At 73.7% G+C, this 21515-nt stretch carries 20 protein-coding genes; 3 read left to right on the plus strand and 17 right to left on the minus strand.

The features are described from left to right. Positions 1 to 48: 48 nt before the first annotated feature. Complete coding sequence (locus tag ACIQOW_RS23905; protein ID WP_401088066.1) at positions 49 to 813, plus strand: SDR family NAD(P)-dependent oxidoreductase; 765 nt, start codon at positions 49 to 51, stop codon at positions 811 to 813. Positions 814 to 927: 114 nt separating this feature from the next. Here the strand turns inward: ACIQOW_RS23905 and ACIQOW_RS23910 are convergent, their stop codons facing one another. The 6 genes from ACIQOW_RS23910 to ACIQOW_RS23935 all read right to left on the minus strand — a co-directional run bounded on the left by ACIQOW_RS23910 (position 928) and on the right by ACIQOW_RS23935 (position 5629). Then, positions 928 to 1419 carry a GNAT family N-acetyltransferase gene (locus tag ACIQOW_RS23910; RefSeq protein ID WP_401088068.1) on the minus strand — a complete coding sequence of 164 codons (492 nt, stop codon included), beginning with the start codon at positions 1417 to 1419 and terminating at the stop codon, positions 928 to 930. Positions 1420 to 1567: 148 nt separating this feature from the next. Continuing rightward, the gene (locus ACIQOW_RS23915) at positions 1568 to 2521 is read right to left on the minus strand and encodes a phosphotriesterase (protein WP_401088070.1); all 954 of its coding nucleotides are present in this window, start codon (positions 2519 to 2521) and stop codon (positions 1568 to 1570) included. Next, positions 2518 to 3006, minus strand: a complete 489-nt coding sequence (locus ACIQOW_RS23920; RefSeq protein WP_401088072.1) for a carboxymuconolactone decarboxylase family protein — start codon at positions 3004 to 3006, stop codon at positions 2518 to 2520. Before ACIQOW_RS23920 ends, ACIQOW_RS23915 begins: the two co-directional genes overlap by 4 nt. Before the next feature lie 17 nt (positions 3007 to 3023). Continuing rightward, positions 3024 to 3617: a DUF4865 family protein gene (locus tag ACIQOW_RS23925; RefSeq protein WP_401088074.1), complete on the minus strand. Its 594-nt coding sequence runs from the start codon at positions 3615 to 3617 to the stop codon at positions 3024 to 3026. Between the two features lie 133 nt (positions 3618 to 3750). Beyond that, positions 3751 to 4317: a TetR/AcrR family transcriptional regulator gene (locus ACIQOW_RS23930; protein WP_401088075.1), complete on the minus strand. Its 567-nt coding sequence runs from the start codon at positions 4315 to 4317 to the stop codon at positions 3751 to 3753. A 292-nt stretch (positions 4318 to 4609) separates the two neighbouring features. Then, a complete protein-coding gene (locus tag ACIQOW_RS23935; protein WP_401088077.1) occupies positions 4610 to 5629 on the minus strand; it encodes an LLM class flavin-dependent oxidoreductase in 1020 nt (339 codons plus the stop codon). 468 nt (positions 5630 to 6097) lie between these two features. On the opposite strand from ACIQOW_RS23935, the gene ACIQOW_RS23940 reads away from it, so the two are divergent. Beyond that, a complete protein-coding gene (locus ACIQOW_RS23940) occupies positions 6098 to 7090 on the plus strand; it encodes an aldo/keto reductase (RefSeq protein ID WP_401088078.1) in 993 nt (330 codons plus the stop codon). Between the two features lie 165 nt (positions 7091 to 7255). On the opposite strand, the gene ACIQOW_RS23945 is transcribed toward ACIQOW_RS23940, so the two are convergent. From ACIQOW_RS23945 to ACIQOW_RS23970, 6 genes are all read right to left on the minus strand, one after another. Then, a complete protein-coding gene (locus tag ACIQOW_RS23945; protein ID WP_401088080.1) occupies positions 7256 to 8332 on the minus strand; it encodes an LLM class flavin-dependent oxidoreductase in 1077 nt (358 codons plus the stop codon). A 2-nt stretch (positions 8333 to 8334) separates the two neighbouring features. Continuing rightward, positions 8335 to 9240, minus strand: coding sequence for an ABC transporter substrate-binding protein (locus tag ACIQOW_RS23950; RefSeq protein WP_401088082.1), 906 nt, complete (start codon positions 9238 to 9240; stop codon positions 8335 to 8337). An 89-nt stretch (positions 9241 to 9329) separates the two neighbouring features. Further along, positions 9330 to 10115: an ABC transporter ATP-binding protein gene (locus ACIQOW_RS23955; protein WP_401088084.1), complete on the minus strand. Its 786-nt coding sequence runs from the start codon at positions 10113 to 10115 to the stop codon at positions 9330 to 9332. After that, positions 10112 to 10978 (minus strand): ABC transporter permease, encoded by an 867-nt coding sequence (locus tag ACIQOW_RS23960; RefSeq protein ID WP_401088086.1) that lies wholly within the window; start codon positions 10976 to 10978, stop codon positions 10112 to 10114. The genes ACIQOW_RS23955 and ACIQOW_RS23960 overlap by 4 nt, the downstream gene beginning before the upstream one ends. Beyond that, positions 10975 to 12003 (minus strand): NrtA/SsuA/CpmA family ABC transporter substrate-binding protein, encoded by a 1029-nt coding sequence (locus ACIQOW_RS23965; RefSeq protein WP_401088088.1) that lies wholly within the window; start codon positions 12001 to 12003, stop codon positions 10975 to 10977. Before ACIQOW_RS23965 ends, ACIQOW_RS23960 begins: the two co-directional genes overlap by 4 nt. Before the next feature lie 91 nt (positions 12004 to 12094). Further along, positions 12095 to 13087 (minus strand): ABC transporter substrate-binding protein, encoded by a 993-nt coding sequence (locus ACIQOW_RS23970; RefSeq protein WP_401088090.1) that lies wholly within the window; start codon positions 13085 to 13087, stop codon positions 12095 to 12097. A 493-nt stretch (positions 13088 to 13580) separates the two neighbouring features. Here ACIQOW_RS23970 and ACIQOW_RS23975 point away from each other — a divergent pair, with 493 nt between their 5' ends. Next, complete coding sequence (locus tag ACIQOW_RS23975) at positions 13581 to 14363, plus strand: IclR family transcriptional regulator (RefSeq protein WP_401088092.1); 783 nt, start codon at positions 13581 to 13583, stop codon at positions 14361 to 14363. A gap of 93 nt (positions 14364 to 14456) precedes the next feature. Here ACIQOW_RS23975 and ACIQOW_RS23980 read toward each other — a convergent pair whose 3' ends face one another. The 5 genes from ACIQOW_RS23980 to ACIQOW_RS24000 form a co-directional block, all read right to left on the minus strand. Continuing rightward, positions 14457 to 15089 (minus strand): winged helix-turn-helix domain-containing protein, encoded by a 633-nt coding sequence (locus tag ACIQOW_RS23980; protein ID WP_401088189.1) that lies wholly within the window; start codon positions 15087 to 15089, stop codon positions 14457 to 14459. A 1252-nt stretch (positions 15090 to 16341) separates the two neighbouring features. Beyond that, positions 16342 to 16890 carry an ATP/GTP-binding protein gene (locus ACIQOW_RS23985; protein WP_317620209.1) on the minus strand — a complete coding sequence of 183 codons (549 nt, stop codon included), beginning with the start codon at positions 16888 to 16890 and terminating at the stop codon, positions 16342 to 16344. Positions 16891 to 17035: 145 nt separating this feature from the next. Continuing rightward, a complete protein-coding gene (locus ACIQOW_RS23990; RefSeq protein WP_401088094.1) occupies positions 17036 to 17689 on the minus strand; it encodes a DUF742 domain-containing protein in 654 nt (217 codons plus the stop codon). 8 nt (positions 17690 to 17697) lie between these two features. Beyond that, entirely contained in the window at positions 17698 to 18117 is a 420-nt protein-coding gene (locus tag ACIQOW_RS23995; protein WP_188298164.1) for a roadblock/LC7 domain-containing protein, read from the minus strand. After that, positions 18114 to 21152 (minus strand): nitrate- and nitrite sensing domain-containing protein, encoded by a 3039-nt coding sequence (locus tag ACIQOW_RS24000; protein WP_401088097.1) that lies wholly within the window; start codon positions 21150 to 21152, stop codon positions 18114 to 18116. The genes ACIQOW_RS23995 and ACIQOW_RS24000 overlap by 4 nt, the downstream gene beginning before the upstream one ends. Positions 21153 to 21515 lie beyond the last annotated feature (363 nt).

The following is a 21515-nucleotide window of genomic DNA, read 5'->3' on the forward strand; positions in this document are numbered from 1 at the left end:
TACCGTGTCATTCGAGGTCGAGAGACCACGAACGAACGGAGAACCACCATGGAGCGCTTCAGCGGACGGAACGTCCTGATCACCGGCGGCGGCTCGGGCATCGGCCAGGCCACCGTGCACCGGATCCTCGCCGAGGGCGGGAAGGTCGTCGCCGTCGACGTCAACGAGGACGGCCTGAAGAAGACCCTGGACCGCGCCACCACCGAGGGCACCGCGGACCGCCTGACCATCCGGGTACTGGACATCTCGGACGAGCCGGCCGTCGTCGCGGGTGTCGCCGAGGCGATCGCCGGCCTGGGCGGCCTGGACGTGCTGGTCAACGCGGCCGGCATCCTCCGCTCCTCGCACACCCACGAGACCAGCCTGGAGTTCTGGAACAAGCTCCTCGCGGTGAACCTGACCGGCACCTTCCTGATGACCCGCGAGGCGCTCCCCGCGCTGCTCGCCGGCGGCCGGGGCGCGGTGGTCAACTTCAGCTCCACCTCCGCGAGTTTCGCCCACCCCTACATGGCCGCGTACGCCGCGACCAAGGGCGGCATCCAGTCCTTCACCCACGCCATCGCCTCGGAGTACTCGAAGCAGGGCCTGCGCGCGGTCTGCGTCGCGCCGGGCAGCATCGACAGCGGCATGACCAACGACCCGGGTCTCCCCGCCGACGCCGACTTCGGTCTGCTGGCCAAGCTCTCCCCCGCCCTCGGCCAGGGCTTCGCCGGCCCGGAGACGGTGGCCGGCGTGATCGCCATGCTCGCCTCCGACGACGGCGCCTTCGTCACCGGCACCGAGCTCCGCATCGACGGCGGCACCCACATGTGACCCGTCGGTCCGGTGGAGGGCGGGGCGTGTGCCGTCCCCCGTACGGCACACGCCCCGCCCTCGTGCGTTCCCGGCCCGCCCATCCCACAGGCCCTCCCACGGTGACCGTGGCAGTCACCGCAGGGGCTTCGCCAGGAGGAGTTCGCAGGTGACCCCGTCGGCGAGCAGCTCGCCGGGCTCAGCGAGCGGGGCGAACCCGTGGCGGCGGTACAGGGCGAGCGCTGCCGCGTTGCCGGGGAGCACGGCGAGGCGCAGCGTGGTGCCGCCGGTGGCAAGGGCCCAGCGTTCGACCTCCTCGATGAGGCGGTCCGCGACGCCCCGGCCGCGCGCCCGCGGAGCGACCCACAGCGAGCGCAACTCCCGTACTCCGTCCGGCGATCCGGGGAGGCCACCGACCAGGCCGACCGGGTCGTCGTCCAGGAGGGCGGCGATCCCGTGGGCGCCCGGGAGACGGAGCCGGTCGCGCCAGCGGGCCTCGCCGTCGTGCCGCCAGTCCGCGAGGCCGGCCTTGAAGGCGTCCGGCGCGTCGGTCAGGGCGGCGAGGCGGAGGTCGCGCCAGAGCGGCCAGTCGACGGTCGTGAGCGGGCGGAGCGTCAGCGTCACCATGTCAGGCACCGTAGAGGGCGCACCCGGTGGCCGTCAGCCCGTTCCCGCGCCCGTGATCCGTCACCCCTTGTTCCGGCAGCCCGAAGGCGTCGCGGCCCGGAGAGCTGTCCGGAGGGGTGCCCGGCGAGGTGTCCGGGACCGCGGAGCCCTACGGTGTGCGCCAGTCGGCGGCGAAGGCGGCGGCCGGGTTGGTGGTGAGGAGCAGTTCGGGCAGTTCGGGGCCGAAGGCACGGGCGAGGCGCGGGGCGAGGTCGGTGAGCAGCCGGACCGGCCCGTCGGCCGCGCGGGCGGTACGGGTGGTGGTGTCGGCGCCGAGCAGCAGTCGGCCGGCGTGACCGGCCTCGACCAGGTCCGCGACCACCTCGAAGGCCTGGTGGTCGGCGGGGTGGCCGGCCCGGGAGGGGCTGTCCAGGGCGAGGTGGACGCCCTCGGCGGCCAGGGCGCGGTGCAGCCCCCGGTCGGGGAGCCGGGTGAGGTGGCCGAGGATGATCCGGTCGGGCCGGACGCCGTGCCGGTCCAGCAGCCGGTTCAGCACCCGGTGCGGGGCGCCGTCGGCTTCGAGGTGGACGGCGATCGGGGCTCCGGTGGCGTGATGGGCCTCGGCGGCAGCGGCCGTCGTCCACCGGGTGTGCCGGGTGGTGGGCCCCACATCGTCCGCGATCTTGATCAGCCCGGCCCTGACCCCCTCCGGGGCGCCGGGCAGGGCCTTGGTGAGCTCGGCGACGAAACGTTCCGCGAGGTCGGCGTACGGACCAGGGCGCTCGGCCGCACTGACGCCGGGTTCAGCGGGTTCGGGGAAGCAGCCCGGCGCGTAGTGGACCGCCTGGTGCGCGCCGGTGGCGGCGACGACGTGCACGCCGGTCGCCCGGGACAGTGCGGCGAGGAAGGCCGCACCACGGCCCAGACCGGACGGGGTCCACTGGACGAGGGTGCGGCCACCTGCGGCGGCGTAGGCGCGCAGGACCTCCCCGGCGGCGCCCGGGTCGTCCAGTTCCTGACCGGGCAGCAGCGGGCTGCGGATGAAGAGGTGGTCGTGGGAGTCGGTGACGCCGAGCCCGGCGGGGTCCAGGTCGCCGAGCACGGTACGGACGGTACGGCTCATGCCTCGGCCTCGGTGGCCTCGGTGGCCTCGGTGGACTCGGTGGACTCAGCTGCCTCGGTCACCTCGGCGAAGGTCGCGGTGGCGACCCGCAGGCCGGCGAGTGCCTTGGGAAGGCCCACGTACGGGGCGAGGTGGACCATCACCTCGGTGATCTCCGCCTCCGTCAGGCCGATCCGCCGGCTGTAGCGGACGTGGTCGGCGAGCTGCGGCTCGACACCGCCGAGGGCCGTGAGGGCGGCCAGGTTGGCGACCTGGCGGTCGCGCAGGGCGAGGCCGGGACGCTGGTAGGTGCCGCCGAAGAGGCTGGTGACGATCCAGTCGGGGAAGCCGGGGGCGAGGGCGTCCAGGCCGCCGAGGGTGGCAGCGGCGCCCGGACCTGCGAGGTCGGCGAGCAGGGCGTGCCCGGCCTCGCGGTCGAGCGGGGCCTGGGCGAGGCCGGCGCCGGTACAGGCTGGCGTCGCGGCGCGAGCGGGTGCGGGGGACATCGGGACGGTGGGTCCTTTCACCAGTGGCGGCCGGCCGGCAGCCGGTCGAGGTCGGGGCTGGACAGGTGCAGCACCTGGTAGCGGACGCCGGGCGCGTCCTCAGGCGCCGGGCCGTGCCAGAGGGCGAAGCGGAGCAGTTCCCAGCGGCTCGGGTCGACGGCCACGGCGGCGGTGTGCAGGGCCGGGTGCGCGGGCAGTTCGGCGAGCGCCCGCTCGACGGCCTCGGCCGGGTCGGCGGATTCCGGCAGCCGTACGGTCTCGCGGGTGGCGGAGGTCGGCGGCCCGGCCACCCCGCGTTCCGCTGCCGACGCACCGTGGGCCAGGCCCGCGCCGAGCCAGTGCCGGACGGCCGGGCGCCCGAAGTCGGCGCTCAGGCCGCGGAAGCCCGGGCCCCAGAGGAAGCCGTTCATGCCCTCGGCGGTGCGCCAGAGGTAGAACGGCGCGTACTGGTTCACGGGCGAGCCCTGCCGGCCGCGCTCGCGGACCAGATAGGCCTTGAGGCCGAGGCCGGGAAACGCGTCGAGCAGGTGACCCTTCTCGGCGACGCGCCTGCGGATGACGCCCATGTCGTAGTCGGCGGGGAGGGTGATCTCGTACTGCATCGCGTGCACGGCGGGGTTCCTCGGCTTCCTCGGGTTCGTTCGGCGGGGCCCTCGGGACCGGCGGGACCTTCAGGACCGTCGGATTCAGCGGGACCAACGGGACAGGCAGGACCGGCAGGGTAAGCGGGGCAGGCGGCGCGGGTCAGGCCGTACGGTGTGCGGCCAGCAGGCCGAGGGCACCGCGGACGGCCTGGTCGAAGGGCTCGGCACTGTCCGCCGCCCGGGCCAGGACGTATCCGCCCTGGACGACGGCGACCACGGCCGCTGCGGTGTCCGCCGGGTCGAGACCGGGGGCGAACTCGCCGCCCGCCCGGCCTTCGGCGACCAGTTCGGCGATCCGGCCGCGGAGCCAGTCGAAGGTCTCCTCGACGGGCGCGCGCAGGTGCGGGTCGGCGACCACGTCCGGGTCCTGGGCCATCCGGCCGATCCGGCAGCCGCGCAGGACGTCGCGGTCGCGGCGCAGGTACGCGGCGATCCGGTCGTAGGCCGTGCCGGGGGCGCCGAGGTCGGCCTCGGCGACGCCCCGCATCTGCTCGGCGCTGCGGCGCAGGGCGGCGGCGGCGAGGTCGGGCTTGCCGGTGAAGTGGTGGTACATGCTGCCCTGGCCGACACCGGAGCGCTGCTGGATGGCCTTGGGGCTGGTGCCGACGTAGCCGCGCTCCCAGAGGAGGTCCTGAGTGCTCTCGATGAGGCGGTCCTGGGTGCTCATGCGGATCACTGTACATACCAGTAGGTACAGAAGGCCAGCCCCGGACCCGTCTGCCGCGCCCGATCCGCCGGAGACCGCGTGGGCCCCCGGGGATCGCTCATCGTCGGAACGGTCGAGGGCCGTGCGCCGCCCCCCGGCGGCCACGGCCCCTCGACCGTTCGTCATCCCCCGCACCACCGAACGGCACTCCGGCGCGACCGGTGGCGCGCGTCACGTCACGGACGGTGCCCGGCGTCACGCCGCGTAGGGGGTCGCACGGCGCACTGCGCGGGCGGGCAGCGGACCGGGGCGGCTACGGCAGCGCGCGACGGACCTCCGGGGCCACCTCGCTCGCGAACAGCTCCAGCTGCTCGCGCTGCACCCCCTCGGTGAGCGCGTCCACCCCGATGCCCACCACCTCGTTGCCGAAGGCCTCGTGGTACCGGTGGATCTTGTCGATCACCTGCTGCGGACTGCCGACCAGTGCCGAACCGCGCTCCAGCGCGTCCTCCAGCGACGTGAACGGCGAGTTGTTGTGCCGGCCGGAGGCCGATTCGAACAGTGCGTTCCAGTACGGGCGGAACCCCTCGACGGCGTCCTGCGAGCGCTTCGCGACGTACAGTCCGCCGAAGCTCGCACCCACCCGGGCCCGCTTCGGGTCGTGGCCGTAGTGCTCCCAGCGCTCGCGGTAGTGATCGACCAGCGCCCGGTACTTCTCCAGCGGGTGGAAGGAGTTGGCGGAGAAGAGCGGGTCGCCGTGGCGGGCGGCGAGGTCGGTGGACTGCGTGCTGGTCGCACTGCCGTGCCACACCGGGATCGGATCCTGGAGCGGGCGCGGCGAGACGGTGGCGTCCCGGAGCGGCGGGCGGGTCGAACCCTCCCAGGTCACCTTCTCCTCGCGCCAGAGCCTGCGCAGCAGCTCGTAGTTCTCGGCGAGCGCCTCCCACTGGCGCTCCTCGGGCAGGCCGAACAGCCCGAAGTGGCGCGGGTCGTTGCCCTTGCCGACGATCAACTCAAGCCGACCGCCGGAGAGTTGGTCGAGCATCGCGTAGTCCTCGGCGACCCGGACCGGGTCCAGGATGCTGAGCACCGTCACCGTGGTGAACAGCCGGATGGTGGAGGTGCGGGCGGCGATGGCGCTCAGCAGCACGGGCGGCGCCGGCGAGAGGAACGGCTCGCCGTGCCGTTCCCCCACGCCGTAGCCGTCGTAACCGAGCTGCTCGGAGAGGACCGCCTGGTCGATGACGTTGTGCAGCTTCTGCTGCGGGGTGTACCGGACGCCGGTGACCGGGTCCGGGGCGTTGACGACGAGGGACGAGACGGTGAACCGCACGGCGGTCTCCTTGGCGCTCGGGACGGGCTCGGACTGAGGACGGGCTGGGGACGGACCGGGGACGGACCGGGCTGGGCCGGATGGAAGCCCGGGGGTCCGGTGAGCCGCGGGGAGCGCAGGCGGGTGATGCGGGATCTCGGCGCCGCGCTCTCGCGGGCAGCACCGGCGGATTCGCTGACGGGTCGGGCGAGCGGGGCCTCGGGGTGCCTGGCGGCGCCGGGTCGGCGTGGAGCCGGACGGCGAACCGGGCAGGCAGACAGGCAGGTGGCAGGCCGCTCGGGCGGTGTCAGCGCTCGGTGCTGCGGTGGCGGCGACAACAGCGGCGGGCTCCTGCGGCGGCGGTCACGGTCCGGACAGCCATCACGTCTCCCCCTCGCCTCGCGCGCACACGATCCTCCGTGAGCATAGGCACCGGCCGGGAGCGGGGCAAGGCGTGATCCGACCCCGGTGGCTGGCAGGATGTCCGGCATGAGCTACCTCGCCGCGGACGACCGTTATGACTCGATGACCTACCGGAAGGCCGGCCGCAGCGGCGTCCGGCTGCCCGCCGTCTCGCTCGGGCTCTGGCACAACTTCGGTGACGCCCAGCCGCTGGAGGTGCAGCGGGCGGTGCTGCGCCGGGCCTTCGACCGGGGGGTCACCCACTTCGACCTCGCGAACAACTACGGCCCGCCGTACGGCAGCGCCGAGCGCAACTTCGGCTACCTGTTCGCCCAGGACTTCCGGCCGTACCGGGACGAGCTGTTCATCGCCACCAAGGCCGGCTGGGACATGTGGCCCGGCCCGTACGGCGACGGCGGCAGCCGCAAGTACCTGCTGGCCAGCCTCGACCAGTCGCTGGACCGGATGGGGCTGGACTACGTCGACGTCTTCTACTCGCACCGGTACGACCCGGAGACCCCGATCGAGGAGACGATGGGGGCGCTGGACAGCGCGGTGCGCTCGGGCAAGGCGCTGTACGCCGCCATCTCCAACTACCCGGCGGAGCAGCACCGGGAGGCGGTGGCGATCCTGCGCGAGCTGGGGACGCCGGTGCTGATGAACCAGTCGGCGTACTCGATCCTCAACCGGTACGTGGAGGACGGCGGCGTGCTGGAGGCGGTGGGCGACACCCAGACCAGTCTGATCGCCTACTCTCCGCTGGCCCAGGGACTGCTGACCGACCGCTACCTGACCGGAGAGGTGCCGGTAGGCTCTCGGATGTCGGTCGGGAAGTTCCTCACCGAGGAGGCGCTCACCGGGCCGAAGCTGGAGCAGCTGCGGGCGCTGAACAAGGTCGCCGAGGGGCGTGGGCAGACGCTGGCGCAGCTGGCGCTGTGCTGGGTGCTGCGGGACCCGCGGGTGGTCTCGGTGATCATCGGCGCGAGCAGCGTCGCCCAGCTGGACCAGAACCTCGACGCGCTGGCGGGCGGCCCGCTGACGGCGGCGGAGCTGGCGGAGATCGACCGGCTGAGCCGCTGAGCGGGGCGGGGCTGGGCAGACGGGTCCGGAGGCTCCGGCGGACGGTTGACCGCTGACAACCGACAGATGACAGCTGACAGATTTCGAAATCTGTCAGCTGTCATCTGTCATCTGTTACCTGTCGTCTGACAGCCGTCAGCCGATGCCCCTCCGCCCGCCGACCCGTCAGGGCCGTTTGATGCCCAGAGCAGGCAGAACCGTTTCTGCAACCCGGTGGGCTTCTTCCAGCAGCGGGTTGCCCGAGAGGATGAAGGTGTCGACGCCCAGCGCCTCGAACTCCTGCAACCGCTCGATCACCTGGGCCGTCGAGCCGACCACCGCCGTTCCTGGGCCTGGACGGAACAGGCTCATCCCCGGCCAGAGGTTGGGGTAGGTCTCCAGTTCCCGGGCCCGCGCCGGCACCTTGCCGCCGTGCTGACGGAACTGCCGCTGCCAGCCGACCCCGTCCTCCCCCTTCGCCTCACCCAGCTGACGCGCGTACGTGGCCTCGCTGGTGACGTCCAGCAGCCGGTCGGCGGCGGCCCAGGCCTCGTCCTCGGTGTCGCGGACGATCAGGTGCAGCCGCAGCCCGATCCGCAGGGTCCGGCCGTGGGCGGCGGCCCGCTCGCGGACCAGGTCCAGCTTCTCCTTGAGCAGGTGCGGCGGCTCGCCCCAGGTCAGGTAGACGTCCACATGCTCGGCCGCCATCTCGATGCCGGCCGCCGAGCTGCCGCCGAACCAGAGCGGGATGCCGCCCGGCTGCACCGGGGGCAGCTCGCGCAGGCTCCCACCGGCGTTCCTCAGGTCGTAGAACTCGCCCTTGTGGTCGAAGACTTCACCCGCCGTGAGGCGCTTGACGATCGACCAGTACTCGCCGCTGAGCCGGTAGCGGTCGTCGTGCTCGACGTCCAGGCCGTACTCGCGCAGCTGCGCGGTCGAACCGTTCACCACGTTGAAGCGCAGCCGGCCGCCGTGCAGGTGGTCGAAGCTGAGCGCCATCTTGGCCAGCAGCGTGGGCGAGACGAGCCCCGGGTGGACGGCCAACAGTGGCTTGAACGCCGGGGTGGTGCCGGCCGCGAGCGCGCTGCCGAGGGCCCAGACGTCGTACCGGTCCGTCGCGAGCAGGGCGCCGGTGTATCCCAGCCTCTCGACGCTGCCCGCCAGTTGCTGGAGGTAGCGGAGGTCCACCGGGCGACGCCCGGCCGGCTCCCAGGGGTAGTGGCCCTCGCGCGGGATGATGTACCAGAGGACTTCGGAGGCCACGGTCAGACCGCCTTGGCGAGGGCGGCGGCCACCGGGGCCTCCAGGGCCGGGAGGTGGGCGTCGGCGACGGTCAGCGTGCGGTCGATGAAGCCCACGCCGTGGAAGATGTCCGCGGCCTCCTGCTGCTCGGCGATGAACTCGGTGGTGGCGGGCTCCAGTTGCCAGGGCAGGGCGGCCAGCGCGGACTCCCAGTCGACGGCCGCGCCGCCCAGTTCCTCGGCCGCGATCGCGGCGGCCTCCGCCGGGTTGGCGGCCGCCCAGGCGTCCGCCCGGCGCAGCGCGGTGGCGATCGCGGCGACCACCTCGGGGCGCCCGGTCGCGAAGTCCCGGCGGGTGAAGAACACCGAGCGGTCGGTGATGACGTCGCCGGTGCGGATCAGCTCGCGGAACTCCCCGCCACGGCGGGCGGCGGCGAGTTCGGCGCCCTGGGCGATCCAGCTGGCGATCTCGCCGTCGCGCAGCCGCCCGGCCTGGTCCTCGCCCGCCGCCGGGCGCGCCGGGGTGACGTCGTCACCGTACGAGAGCCCCTGGGCGTGCAGGGCCTTGGCGAGCAGGTGGGTCTGCCAGGAGCCGACGGCGAGGACGACGGTGCCGCCCTTGAGGTCCGCGACCGTCCGGACCGGACCGGCGGCGGACACCAGCAGGGCGCCGTGGTCCGGACGGGGCGCGGAGACCGCCGCGTAGACCAGGTCGTGGCCGGCCGCCTGGGCGGTGATCGGCGGGGTGGAACCGGTGCCACCGAAGTCGATGACGCCCTCGGCGAGCAGCGTGCCGGTGCGGGTGCCGTCGGTGTAGTGGTGGAAGGCGCCGGTCTCGCCGAGCGGGGCCAGCTCCTCGTCCAGGTACGGGAGCCGGGCGAGGTAGTAGAGCGAGGGGTTGCTGGCGTGGACGCCGAGGGTGACGGTCATCTGGTCAACTCCGGTGGTGCGGTCGCGGTTTGTCGGAAGTCAGGAGAAAACAGGGGATTCAGGAGATTCAGGGGCCCACGGACGGGACGTCAGTGGACGCCGAGGTCGGCGAGCAGTCGGCGCCGCAGGTCGGCGAAGGCGGGATCGGCCGGGTCGCGCGGGTGCTCGACGGCGACGGTCTCGTCCCGGGCGAGCAGGCCGTCGCGCAGCACCACGACCCGGTCGGCGAGCCGGACGGCCTCGTCCACGTCGTGGGTGACCAGCAGTACCGCCGGACGGTGGCGGCGCACCAGGTCGCCGACGAGGTCCTGCATGCGCAGCCGGGTGAGTGCGTCCAGGGCGGCGAACGGTTCGTCGAGCAGCAGGAGTTGAGGCTCCCGGACGAGCGCCCTGGCGAGCGCGACGCGCTGCGCCTCACCGCCCGAGAGGGTGGCCGGCCAGGCCTGCGCGTGACGGTCCAGGCCGACCTCGGCGAGCGCCTTCAACCCGGTCTCCCGGGTCGCGGCACCGCGCGGCAGGCCGACGGTGACGTTGGCCAGCACCCGCTTGGACGGCACCAGCCGGGGCTCCTGGAACACCACGGTACGGACCGGCGGGACGAGCACGGTGCCCTCGTCGGCCCGGTCGAGTGCGCCGAGGATGCGCAGCAGCGTGGTCTTGCCGGTGCCGCTGGCGCCCAGCATGGCGACGAACTCGCCGCGGGCGATGGAGAGGTCGACTCCGTCGAGCACGGCCCGGGTGCCGAACACCCGGCGCAGACCGCGCAGGTGGACGGCCGGCGCCGCCTCAGCGGACGCCGAGGAGGCGGAAGAGGAGGAGGAGCGAACGGAGGCAGCGGAGGAGAGCGTGGCGGTGGTGGAGACGTCGGCGGTCATCGGGCCGCTCCCTGGACGGCCTGGCGCCACGGCATCAGCACACGCTCCAGGAGCCGGACGATACCGTCGGCCGCGAGGCCGAGCAGACCGTAGATCAGGATGCAGACGGCGAGCACGTCGGTGCGTGAGTAGTTCTGCGCCTGAGCCATCAAGTACCCGATCCCTTCGGTGGAGTTGATCTCCTCGGCCGCGATCAGGGCGATCACGCTGAGCGTCATCGACAGCCTCAGCCCGGACAGCAGCGAGGGCAGCGCGCCGGGCAGCACGACCGTGCGTACGATCGCCCAGCGGCCGAGGCCGAAGCTGCGCATCGCCTCGACCAGCTTGCGGTCGGTGCTGCGGACTCCACCGGAGGCGGAGACGTACATCGGGAAGCTGGTGGCGACCCCGATCAGGGCGACCTTGGCGGTCTCGGTGATGCCGAACCACACCATGAACAGCGGGACCAGGGCCAGGAACGGGACGGTGCGCAGGATCTGGATCGCCGAGTCGAGCAACTCCTCGCCGAGGCGGGTGAATCCGGTGATCACGCCGAGCACCAGTCCGGTGGTCGCGCCGAAGAACAGGCCGAGCCCGGCACGGGTGAGGGAGACGGACAGGGCGTCGGTCAGCTGGCCGTTCCCCCACAACTCCCCCACGGCCTGGGCGACCTGGGTGGGCGAGGCGAGCACGTCCTGGGTGAGCGCGCCGGTGGCGGAGGCGAGTGCCCAGCCGCCGAGCAGGGCGAGCGGACCGATGGTGCGCAGGGTCACGGCGAGTGCCCGGGGGCGGGGCCGGTGCCGCCTGCTCTGCGGGGCGACCAGGCCGGCGTCGAGCGCGGCCCGAGTGTCGTCGGGCGTGGACTTCGCGGCTGCGGTGGTCACTTGGCGCCGTCCGCGAGCTTGTCGATGTCGATCAGGTACGGCTTGACGTCCACCAGCTGCTTGGTGACCTTCTGGTCGGCGAAGAACTGGGCGACCGTCCCGAAGCGGGCGGTGTCGGCGTCGGAGATCGCGTCGGCCGGGGTGCCCTGCTTGCTGACGTTCACCGCGATGTCCTTCTCCGCGGGGGTGACGGCCGTCGGGCCGGCGTCGGTGAAGACGTTGAGGTAGGCGGCCGGGTCGGCCTTCTCCTTCTCGCCGTTCTCGCGCAGGTAGGCGTAGAAGGCCTTGACCACCTCGGGGTGCTTGTCGGCGAAGCCGTTGCGCACGGCCCAGACGGCGTAGTTGTCGGAGCCCACCTCCTGACCGTTGACCAGGAAGTGCGCGCCCGCGTTGGCGATGGCGGGGGTCGAGAAGGTGTTCCAGGTCGCCCAGGCGTCCACCTGGCCGGAGTTGAAGACGCCGGAGGTCTGGTCGGCGCGCAGGTAGACCCGCTCCACCTTGTCGGCCGGAACGCCGTTCTTCGCCAGTGCCTTCAGCAGCAGGTACTCGCTGGTGCCGCCCTGGGAGACGGCGACCTTCCTGCCGACCAGGTCCTGGACGGTCTTGATCGGCGAGTCGTTCTTCACCAGGATCCCCTCGCCGACACCGTCGGGCGCGGTCCGGGCGAACAGCTTGAAGCCGGGCTTCTGGGCCAGCGCGGCGACGGCCGAGGTGATCGAGCCCTGGGCGACGTCCAGCTGGTCGGCGGAGAGGGCCTGGGCGGCGGGGGCGAAGGGGCCGGCGCTGCCGGTCCAGGCGACCCTGGTGTGGACGGCGGCCAGGGCCCGGTCCAGCGATCCGTCCTTCTTGCCGCGGGCGAGGAAGCCGTTGTTACCGGGGTCGGGCAGGCGGAGCACCACGTCGGCCTTGCCGTCGGCCCCGCCACCGGCGGAGGCCTTGGCCCCGTCGGCGGACGAGCCGCAGGCGGCCAGGGCGGTGGAGGCGAGCAGCGCGGTGGCGGCGAGGGCGAGGCGGGGGGTCTTCACGGGGTCTCCAAGTGAGTGACAGATGGCAGCCGACAGATGACAGCTGACAACTTTCAAAATCTGTCGTCTGAAATCTGTTGTCCGAAGGCGGTCATCGGAAGTCTGTGATCCGAACGGCGTCGAGGCCCGCATGCGCTCGCCGGGCCCGCAGCAGCTCACGGGCCGCGCGGAGCGGCTCCGGGTCGGCCCACGCCCGGACGTCCACCGGCGAGGTCAGGAACCCCTGCTCGCCAAGGAATCGTTCCTGCAACGCCAGCAGCTCCAGCCGCTCCGTCGACAGGTCCAGATGCAGGGTGCGGTGGCTGCCCGGCGCGTAGGCTCCGGCGACGCCCTCGGCTCCGGCGCCGGTCTCGGCCCGCAGGATCCGGACCACCTCCTCCGGGCGTTCCGCCGCCCAGTCCGCCGCCTCCAGCAGCACGGCGAGGAAGCGGACGACCAGCTCGGGCTGCTCGTCCAGCAGCCGCTGGTGAACGGTGACCGGCCGGGGCGTCCCGTTGTTGACCCGGGTCCGGCGGTCCGGCGCCGCGTCCAGCCCGACGGCCACCTCAGCGCCGATCCGACGGGCCGCCTCGACGGCGAGCGCCCCCTTCACGTACACCGCGTCCACCCGGCCGTCCCGCAGCGCGGCCAGCTCGGCGGACCACTGGCCGCCGCCCGGGACACCGGGGACGTCCACCAGCTCGGCGTCCGCCAGGGTGAGGCCCGCGAGTCCGAGGGCGCCGCGGAAGCCGGCCAGCGCCATCGCCCGCCAGAAGTCGATGCCGATGTCATGATGCGGGATCGCCAGCCGCAGCCCGCGCAGCTGCCCCGGCTCGGTGACACCGCTGCCGGCCCGGACCAGCACCACCTGGCGCTCCTCGATCCAGGTGAGCCCGATCAGCCGGGTCGCCTCACCGCGCGAACGGGCCCACAGCGCCGGGACGTTGCCGCCCTCCCGGAACAGGCCGGTCAGCGCGTGGGTGTAGTGGTGGTCCGCGGCCACCTCGGGCGGAGCGTCCTGGAGCGAGCGGACCGCGATGCCGTCGCCGGCGAACTCGCGGGCGAGCCATCCCTGGTCGGCGGCGATCCCGGTTGCGGTGGGCACCGGGCAGCGGGTGAACCAGAGGGTGTCGGGAAGCGTGGAATCGTCTCGGGTGCGACTGGACAACGGAGTTGGTCCTCTTCGGGGGCTCCGGCGACGGCCGGAGGCGGCTTGGGATCGATGACCGCACGATGGCCATCAGGCCTGGCGCACAAGGGAGTTGTACGCAACGATGCGGGGACTGGACAGGCGGCGCGGGAGGCGTCGGTCAGCGACGACACGTACAGGAGGGGAGACACCGGTGGGACGTCACGGTGCTTCTCCTTCCGTAGAGTCGTGGCATGCGCCGCCTGGGCCGACTGGCTGTCCGGCGCGATGCCAGGAGCGTTCCACGGCAGGCGAGCCGAAGGCAAGCCATTGCCACATGGTGGGATCAGTTGTTCATCAATGCCATTCCATTGCAACATCGTCGACACATTCCCGCAGCACCGGCTGCCCTACGCTGAGACCGCCCCCGGCCACCCGGCGGGAGTTCCGAACCGAAACGCGAGGTGCCATGGCCGAGGCCGCCACCGCCGTCCAGAGTCCGCCGGCCGGTGCGCAGGCCGTCCAGCGCGCGCTCGGACTGCTGCACTGCTTCCACGACAACGGCCCCGACCTGAGCGCCTCGGACCTGGCCCGCCGGATGGGCCTGTCGGTCTCCACCGCGCACCGGCTGGCCCGCACGCTGGTCAGCGCCGGATTCCTGGAGCAGAACGAGCGGACCGCCCGCTACCGGCTCGGCCCGGCCGTCGCCGAACTCGGCCAACTCACCTTCCACCAGCGCGGGCTGCACCTCGCCGGACCGGAACTGGAGCTGCTCTCCCGGCGCACGAAGGCGACCGCCGACCTGGCGATCCGCAGCGGCGGGCACGCGGTGATCCTGGTCGGCGGCTCGGTCCGGCCGGACACGGGGCTGGGCCTGCGCCGCCCGCTGCACTCCACGGCGCTGGGCAAGGTCCTGCTGGCCTGGCCCCGCCCGGGCGAGACGACACTGCCCGCGCTCGGCCCGCTGCCGTCCTTCACCGACCGCACCATCACCGAACCCGCGCTCCTGAAGGAGGAGTTGGAGAAGGTCAGGGCGGCCGGTTACGCGCTCAACGACGGCGAGTCGGCCGCCGGGGTGCGCACCGTGGCCGTACCCGTCCTGGACGGTGCCGGGCAGGCCAGGTTCGCCCTGGCGGCCCGCTCGACGCCGGCACACCTCACCGACGACCGGCTGGACTGGTTCCTCGGCCACGCCCGCACCTGCGCCGACGCCCTCGCCGTCCTCCTACTGCCGCCGGAGCAACGTATCTGACGATTCGTCAAGAAAAAGAAAGAAGCAGCGGTCCGCCCGCCCGGGGAGGGAAAGGGCGGTCCGCTGCTTCGTCCGACCGGCGACGGTCTGCCGTCAGACCGTGGCCGGGGTGTACTTGTAGCCGACCCGGCGGACCGTCACGATGGTGTCCCGGTAGGCCGGTCCGAGCTTGCGGCGCAGCCTGGCGACGTGCACGTCGACCGTCCGCCCGTCCCCGACGTGGCCGTAGCCCCAGACCGCGGAGACCAGGTGGTCCCGGGTGTGCACCCGCTGCGGGTGCTCGGTGAGGTGGGCCAGCAGCTCGAACTCCAGATAGGTGAGGTCGAGCAGCCGCCCGTCGACGTAGGCGTTGCGCCGCTCGGTGTCGACGGCGATACCCCGCCCGGCCGGGCGGACCGGACGGACGCCCGCCACCGCCTGGGCACCAGGCCCGCCGGACGCGGGGTACCCGCCGGGAGCCCCGGCGGCCCCGGCCGCGACGCCGACCTGAAGCCCCGGCAGGCCCGGGACCCCCGCCGCCTGGCCCTCGGCCGGTACCAGCACCAGGTACCCGACCATCGGACTGCCGTTCACACCGCCGAACTGCGTACCGTACTGGGCGAGCAGACCCTGCGGCAGCACGCCCTGCGGCAGGGTCGCGACGACGGCCGCGCCCTCCGGCAGCGCGGCGAGCAGCGCCTGGGGCACCTGCGGGCCGGCGGAGCCCGGCTGCGGGGCGGGCAGCACCGGACGGGAAGGACCGGAATGAGGCGAACCGGCCTGGGCCGGACCGATCTGGGCGAGGCCGTTCTGGGGTGGCCGGGCCGCCGCCCCCGGCCATCGGTCGGACACCGACGCCGGAGCGACGGACGGCCCCGCGGTCCCGGGCGCGCCGGGACCGACCGGCGCGGTGGAGGGGACGGCGGAGACCGGCGGAACAGCCGAGACCGGCGGGACGGAGCGGACCGCGCGCAGGTGCGGGGTCGCGGTGGGCAGGGGCAGGGTGGCCGTGGAAGAAGAAGACATGGTGTGCCGCTCATTTCGCGCGTGACGGACGGGGTGGAGTCGTCTGCGCGTCGACCGGGCGTACTGCCTGGGCTGGACCGGACCGAACCGGATCAGTGGGCGGAGAGCCGGGACGCGCTGGGCGAGCCGGGACACGTCTGATCGAACAGGTGCGGCTGCCGGGACGGCCAGAACGGCTCAAGGTCGAAGCGACCCTGCCGGCTGTCCACGGCGCGGTTCCCGCACCGGTTCCACCGCCCGGTCAGTCCGCCCGCGCGCATCGCGGTGGCCGCACCGGTGGTTCGGGTACGGCCTTCGATGCCGGGAACGGTGCTGGGGCAGACGATGTTCACTGGTGATCTCTCCGCTGGGCGGGTCCGGTTGGTCGGCCGCGGGCACGCCGGACGGGCGGTCCGCTACGGCCTGGTCGACGGGTGTCGGCGGTACGTCGGGCGGCGGGCCGGGTGGGCCGAAGCTGCCGGGGGGACGTACCGGGAAGGGCAGGCCGGTCAGCGACAACACGCGCTACAGACCAGCGCGTGGTCGATGTAGCGGCGGATGGTGAGCGCCGGGCCGACGGCACCGGGGACGGTGGAACCGGGCACGAGGGAGCCGGACACGCCGGTGGTGATGCGTCGTCGGCCGACGGTCATCCTGCTGCCCTCCCCCTTCGTTCTCCCCGCGGCGGCGCACCGCTGCCGGTACCCGCCGGCGATGCCTCGCCGGTTCACCGAAGGCCGTCCGCGGGTCGGCAACGCCCTTGTGAACAGAGCGTTTCCGGCGCTCCCGACGGCATGGCCGGGCGGCCTTCGTCCACAGAGCCTTCCACGGCCGGGCCGGTCTAGGCAACCTTCGGAGCAACGAGCGTCCGGGATTCGGACGGCCGAATGAGACGACCGGCGGAACGGGCAGGTCGGCACGGCCTCGAAGCACCGCCCTCGGACGGCGCCCGGTCCTCATCCGCCGACCCGCCCGCGGCCGGCGCGCCCAGCCCTCAGGCTCCGAGCGGGGCGCGGTGCCGGCGGGCGGCGGCGTGCTCGACCAGCGCGACGAGCAGGTCCTTGCCGTCCTGCCGCAGCCGCGCGTCGCACAACAGCACCGGGATGTCCGGGTCGAGGTCGAGCGCGTCACGCACCTCGTCCGGCGTGAACCGCTCGCTGCCCTCGAAGCAGTTCACCGCCACCACGAACGGGATGCCGCGCTGCTCGAAGAAGTCGACCGAGGGGAAGCAGTCGGCCAGCCGCCGGGTGTCCGCGAGCACCAGGGCGCCGAGCGCGCCACGGGCCAGCTCGTCCCAGACGAACCAGAACCGGTCCTGCCCCGGGGTGCCGAAAAGGTAGAGCGCGAGGCCCGGCCGCAGGTCGATCCGGCCGAAGTCCATCGCGACGGTGGTCGTGCGCTTGGTCTCCACGCCCGAGGTGTCGTCCACCGGACGGCCCAGCTCGCTGAGCTCCTCCTCGGTGCGCAGCGGCCGGATCTCGCTGACCGAGCCGACCAGGGTGGTCTTGCCCGCACCGAAGCCGCCCGCGACCAGGATCTTCACCGCGACGGCCGGACCGCCGCGCCAGCGCGGTTCGTCGGCGTTCGGCCGGTGCGGCCCGGCGCCACCGGGGCGGGGCGCGGCGCCGCCGAGGCGGGGCCCTGTGTCGTCGTGACGGGTCTCAGTACCGTCCGGACGGAGCTGGGGGTCAGAGCGCACGGAGTCCATTGATCACGTCTCGCAGCAGGCGCTCGTCCGGCAGCTCGGCGAGCGGAACGGGTCGGGTGACGCTGATCAGGTCGGCGTCGTAGAGGTCGCCGAGCAGCACCCGCACCACGCTGACCGGCAGGTCGGTGTACGAGCCGAGTTCGGCGACGGAGAGCGGCTCCCGGCGGCACAGGGTGAGCAGCGTCTGGTGCTCCGGGTCGAGGACGTGCGCGGGCACGGCCCCCGCGTCCGGCCCGGGTTCGACGGCGGTGACCAGCGAGATCAGGTCGAACAGCCCCTCCTCGACCGGCCGGGTGCGGCCGCGGGTCATCGAGTAGAGCCGGACCACCGGGCCCGCCTCGTCGTCGAACCAGCGGTCGTCGACCGGGGTGCGCGGTCGGAACAGGTCGACCTCGGGATCGTCCGGAGCCGCCTGCCCGTCCTGCGCCGACGCCCCCGGACCGTCAGGGGGCCCGGCCCCGGGGAACCCGGCGGACCCGTCGGGCCCACCGGCCCCGGACACCACCTGGGCACCGGACGCCCCGCCGACACCGGACGGCCCGGCCGTGCCGCTGGGCACGGCCAGGCCCACCGGCACCTGGGGACCGTCCGGCGGCTCCGGGCCGGCCGGCACATCCGCCTTCGGATCCGCCATCGAACCGCTCATCTCACCGGCGGGGCGGTTTCGGTGCGCGGCTCGGCGGCCATGTGCTCGCCGACCCGCTTGACCAGCAGCGCCATCTCGTAGGCGATCTGGCCGATGTCCGCCTCGGCCTCGCTCAGCACGGCCAGGCAGCTGCCGTCGCCGGCGGCCGTGATGAACAGGAACGCCTCGTCCAGCTCCACCATGGTCTGCCGGACGCCACCGACCTTGAAGTGCCCGCCGGCGCCCTTCGCCAGGCTGTGGAACCCGGCGGCGACGGCGGCCAGGTGCTCGGCGTCCTCGCGGTCGAGGTCACGGGAGGCGCCGGTGGCCAGGCCGTCGTTGGAGAGGATCACCGCGTGCCGCAGGGCGGCGATGCGCCCCACCAGGTCGTCCAGGAGCCAGTTGAGGTCCCCTGACGACTGCATCGACGTGGTCATGAATCAGTTCCTTCCGCTGGAGCGGGTGGTGCGGGTGGTGCGGGTGGTGCATGTGGTGCTGGTGGTTCGGGTACGACGGGTGGCACGGGCGCACCGGTGTCCTGGCTCCGGCGCACCGGCTGCCCGGGTGGCAGCCGACGGACGAGCGGTGCCCGGCCGGTGTCCTGCGGCGCGGGCAGCGCCGCCGGGGCGGGTGCCGGGCTGATCGCCCGCCGGGACCGGTCGGGCGGCTGCCAGGCCGGTACGGCCGAGGGCCGTCCGTTCCCCCGTCCGGCACGATCGTCCGGTGTGCCGGGACGATCCGTCAACGGAGCACCCGAGCGCTCCGCGGGGACACCCGTACGGTCCGCGGGGGCCGTGGCACCGCGCCCCCGGGTGAAGCCGCGCTGGAACGAGGCGAAGGTGGCCCGGGCCTCCTCCGGCGAGCGTTCCCGGACGTCCCTGCTCTCCCCGCCGTCGTGGGTGCCCCGATCGTCCCGGACGGGTCCGGCCGGCTCTCCCCCGGCTCCGCCTCCGCCCCCGCCTTCGGTGCGGAACCGTTCCTTCAGCTGTTCCGTGAGCTGCTCCCTGAGCTGCGGAGCCAGGTTCGCCTGCCGCACCCGACGGGGCAGCCCGCCCGCCGTCCTGGGCGCGGTGTCCACGGACGGAACCACCGCCGAGTCGCTCCGCGCGGCGGCCCCCGACACCTCCGACGCCCCGGAAACACCCGAAACACCGGAAACACCGGCGGCCGCGACCGCCGCCTCGGCGGCGGCCACCACGACGTCCTCCCGCCGGTGCCGCCCCGTCCCCGGCGCGTCCTCGGCGTCCGCCACGGGCGCGGGGACCAGCACCGGCCCGCCCTTCACCCGCGAGGCCCGGCGCGGCAGTCCGCCCACCGTGCGCCCGGACTCCGGCGCGGAGGGCCGCGGCCCGCTCGTCGTCCCGCGGTACCCGCCGTCCTCGCCGCCGCCCGTACGGCTTCCGTACGCCGCGCCGGCCGGTTCGGCGGCCCCGGCACCCGAGGTGGCGGCATGGCCGACCCGGGCACCCGAGGGCCCCGCGCCGCCCGGCCCGGGCACGGCGACCAGGTCCCGCTGCCCGCGCCGCCCGCCCGCCCCCGACCGCTGTCCGGCGGCGGGCGGGTCCGGCCGCCCGTCCGGCGCCTCGGCGAGCAGCTCGCGCGGGATCAGCACCACGGCCGTCGTCCCGCCGTACGGGGACGGCCGCAGGTGCACCCGGATGCCGTGCCGCCGGGCCAGCCGGCTGACCACGAACAGGCCCAGCCGGTCGGTGTCGGCGAGGTCGAACTCCTGCTCCACGGCGAGGCGTTCGTTGATCTCGGCGAGCAGCTGCTCGCTCAGCCCGAGGCCGCGGTCGTCGATCTCCAGCGCGAAGCCGTGTGCCACCACCTCGCCCTGGACGGTGACCTGGGTGGTCGGCGGGGAGTACACCGCGGCGTTCTCGACGAGTTCGGCGACCAGGTGAGTGACGTCCGCGACGGCGCTGCCGAGCAGCCCGGTGCCCGGGAACGGCCGGACGATCACCCGGGCGTAGTCTTCGACCTCGCCGACCGCCGCCCGGACCACGTCCACCATCCGGACCGGCTTGCGCCAGGCCCGCCCGGGCGACCCGCCGGCCAGGATGATCAGGCCCTCGGCGTGCCGGCGCATGCGGGTGGTGAGGTGGTCGACCTTGAAGAGGTCCTCCAGCTCCGCCGGGTCCTCGGTGCGGCGTTCCATGGTGTCGAGCAGGGTGAGCTGGCGGTGCAGCAGCACCTGGCTGCGCCGGGCCAGGTTGACGAAGACCGCCGAGACCCCGCGGCGCAGTTCGGCCTGCTCGACGGCGGCCTCGACGGCGGCCCGCTGCACGGCGTTGAAGGCCTGGCCGACCTGGCCGATCTCGGTGTCCCCGAAGTGCAGCTCGGGCGCCTCGGCGGCCACGTCCACCGGCTCGCCGCGGCGCAGCCGGAGCATCACGGACGGCAGCCGGGTGCCGGCCAGCTCGTCGGCCGCGTTGCGCAGGCCGATCAGCTGGCGGGCCAGGCCGCGGCCGATCCGGAACGAGATCATCACCGAGAGCACGACGGCGACCAGGCCGACCGCGCCGGCGATGCCACCGCGCCACAGCAGCCCGATCGCGCCGGACCGTGCCCGCTCGTCCAGCCCGGCGGCGATCCGGCTGTTGATCGAGGCGAGGTCGCCGAGCGCCCGGTCGGCGGTCTCCCGCCAGGAGTCGCTGTTGAGCGCCTGGACCACCCGGTCGGGGCCGCCGGCGCCGACGAAGTCCGCCTCGGCGCGGGCCAGCGCGCCCCAGGCCTCGCCGCCGCGCAGGGCGACGTAGTCGGACTGGTCGGCGGGTTCGAGTTCGGCGATGTAGACGGTGTACAGCGCCTGCTGGTTGTGCAGGGCGTCCAGCGCGACCTGGTACTGCTCGGCGGTGGGCTTGGCGGTGCCGGTGCGCAGGCCCTCCATCGCCGCGTCCTCCTGGGCCAGGTACTCGCGGGCGCGCACCAGCTCGATCAGGATCGTTCCCTGGCGCGGGAGTTGGCCGCTCTGCCGGGCGACGTAGGCGGACCGGAAGCCGAACACCGGCTTGACCAGGTCGCTGTACTGGTCCAGCGCGAACTCCCAGTTCAGCGCGGAGCGGCCGACCTGGGCGCGCAGCGGGCCGATCTGGTCGGCGGCGGCGATGATCTGCACGAAGCGTCCACGCTGGGCGGCGGAGAGCTTGCCGCCGGAGGTGTCCTTCTTCTGCCGCAGCACGTCCAGGCTGTGGTCGGTGGCGGCCTTGGCGCGCTCGTAGGCGTCCCGGTGGACCGGCGAGCGCGGGTCGGCCAGCCGCTGGACGGCGGCGCGGCGCTCGTTCTGCAGGTCGGTGGTGTACTGGTCGACCGGGCCCGCGAACTCCTTGTACGTACGGCTGATCCCGAGCTGGTTCCAGACATCCCCGGTGGTGGCGATCGTCGCGTACACCCACAGGGCGGTGAGGGCGACGATGGGCACCAGGAGCAGCGCGATGATCTTCGCGCGGATCGAGCTGCTGCGCAGACGCATGGAGTCCTCGGTCGGGAAGTGCCAGGCGCGGACGGGGAGCGGTGGAAGCGGTGGCAGTGGTGAACGGGCGGCGTCGGGAGCGGGTGGCGGGGAGGTACGGGGCGGGACGTTGCGGTTCGGGGCGGCGGCGCGGGAGCAACACGGAGAGTGATGAGGAAAGAGTCGATGGAGGGGCCCCCGGCCACAGGTCTGCGAGACTCTACTACGCCCTGACCACTCGTTCGAGGGGCGAACCAGTCCACTTCGCGGTCTCACCCCGCACACACCGGGAACCGGTCGTCCCCGCCTCCGCTTCGCGCCCGAATCATCCTCGGACACCCGGAATGCCCGACCACCGGGAGGCCCCGTCCGCCTCCGCGGTTC

Source organism: Kitasatospora sp. NPDC091335 (assembly GCF_044757205.1).
Taxonomy (GTDB): domain Bacteria; phylum Actinomycetota; class Actinomycetes; order Streptomycetales; family Streptomycetaceae; genus Kitasatospora.